Source organism: Palaeococcus sp. (in: euryarchaeotes) (assembly GCF_053987695.1).
The window spans coordinates 1-2,063 of sequence record NZ_JBMXHE010000060.1; the positions used below are offsets into that span (position 1 = coordinate 1).

Below are 2,063 nucleotides of genomic sequence, written 5' to 3' on the forward strand. Positions count from 1 at the left end.
TCAGGAAATCTCCACCTTTTACTTATCCTCGTTACCTGTTTCACTAAATCCCTCTCCCTCTTGCCCTTCTCCAAAAGAAGCTCCAAAAAGGAGTTCAGTTCATCATATGTGCGTCTTTCTATGGGGAAGGGCACCCTGTCCTTTCCCCCCACAGCGTATGCAAATTTGAAGGGATCAGGGGGATGGGTTACTGGATCTTTCCATGAGGGGTGAACATCATAGACGAGCTCAAGCACGAGCGAGAGGGCACGAAGGGTGCTGGGACCCAGCCCCTTGACAAGAAGAAGCTCATCATAGTTTGAAACAGAAAGCTCCCTTGCAATTTCAAGTGCCTTCCTGTTGAGCTCGAGCTTTCCAAGGCTCTTATACCTCCTCAATAGTGGAATTTCATCTGCATCCCGTGGCTTGTAGTAAACCAATGGGCGATAACCCTCCTCCACGGCTTTAAGTGTTTCCACTTCCCGCTCGATCTTCCTCGGGTCTTCGGAGACCACATCGAGGAGCGTTTTTTGGTATTCTTTAGCTTCTCTTGAGATTGTGTTCAATGCATAGTTCATTTTAATCCCAATTATGCCCTTATGGGGATCCATCGTGAAGGTGTTTGTATCAAACCAGTGGTATCTTCTCGCCATTTTAATGTCCGGCTTCATCCCCTGCTGCACTATCGCCCATCTACCTTCCCTATCCACAAAGAAGACATGATGGTAGAGCTGATATCCTGTTTGGAGTGCCACGGTATCGACTTTTGCAACGAGTTTTGATGTTTTTATATATTTCTCAACATCAAGCTCATATATCCTGCCTATCTGCTTCAGCTCTTCAGGTGTTCTTCTACTCCTTGCACCTTTCCCTCCAGCAGCTCTGACACCAAAATCTTCTTCGGAGAGAACCTCTTTTAATATTCCCGCTGTGACCGTTGTGCTTCCCGATGAATCCCAATCCATACCAATCAAATTATTAAGGGCTTGAAACCATATCGGATCCGCCAGTCTCTCCAAAAGTCCTTCCGTACCGTATTCATCTATCAGAAGCCTGAGGAGAAGCTTGGATAACCTCTTCATTCTAAGGGCAAGCCATGGGGGAACATGCCCTCCATGTAGGGGAAGCTCGGCAATACCTCTTCTCATGATTATCCCTTCGAAAAAGAACTATTTAAGGCTTTATCAACTCCCATCCCCTTTTGTGAATCTCTATGCCTTCAGTTTTAACTCCAAGCTTTTGTATCATCTCCCTAAGCTCCTTCACAAAATCCCAGAACTTCTTTTCCACGGTCATGACCTTGTAGCTTTCCTCAAAATTCTCCCTCAAGAGAGCTTCAAATTCCTTTCCGCTGGCACTCAAGTTGAGGATCTCAAAGAAATAATAATCCACAAGGTCTCTCGTTTCCCTTATTATGCTTTCAACATCCGTTAGGTGAGGAATTATAGGGCTTATAAAGGCATATGTCTTAATCTCCTCATCGCTCAGCTTTTTTAAAGCATTTATTCTTGATTTCTGCGGAGGTGTTAAAGGTTCTATGAGCTTCTTCTCCCTCCCTTCAAAGCTATTTAAGGTGAAACCCACTTCGACACGGTGGAAGAGCTTTAAGATATCTACATCCCTCAAAATGAGCGGTGATTTCGTCAAAATGCTCAGCTCGTTCCTCTTGTCCATATACCGGAGAACTCTTCTCGTGAGCTTTAATTTCCCTTCAAGTGGCTGATAGGGATCGCTTATGCTCGACATTACCACGCTTCCTTTCACATGCTTTCTCGCAAGTTCGGGAGCATTCTCCTTAATTTCCACCCAGGAACCCCATTCGCCGTACGGCTTCCATTTGCATATAAACTTCGCATAGCAGTATTTACACGCGAACTGACATCCTACATACTGATTGATGACATAATCCACTCCGGGAATGCGGCTTTTTGTGTAGATACTCTTGGCTTTTATTCTGTAAACCTCAAATCCCATGGTTTAAAGTAGTCCTCCTCTATTAAAAATATTGAGTAAGGCTTTTATTCTAAGCTCTCCTCATTTTATTCCATGAAGAAGCTGGCATTCCTGATGTTGCTACTGCTGCT

General features: G+C 44.5%; 2 protein-coding genes. Both read right to left on the reverse strand.

Going from position 1 to position 2,063, the window contains the following annotated elements:
- Positions 1–1,127, reverse strand: a 1,127-nt coding sequence (locus tag ACXJGZ_RS05270) for a DUF763 domain-containing protein (RefSeq protein WP_456398464.1), incomplete at its 3' end; no start/stop codon positions are given.
- Between the two features lie 25 nt (positions 1,128–1,152).
- Positions 1,153–1,953 (reverse strand): SPL family radical SAM protein, encoded by an 801-nt coding sequence (locus tag ACXJGZ_RS05275; protein WP_456398466.1) that lies wholly within the window; start codon positions 1,951–1,953, stop codon positions 1,153–1,155.
- Between the last annotated feature and the right edge of the window lie 110 nt (positions 1,954–2,063).

What these genes read in the sequence shown, in the direction of transcription:
- ACXJGZ_RS05275 (WP_456398466.1), bottom strand. Translation starts at nt 1,953, where the DNA reads ATGGGATTTGAGGTTTACAGAATAAAAGCCAAGAGTATCTACACAAAA.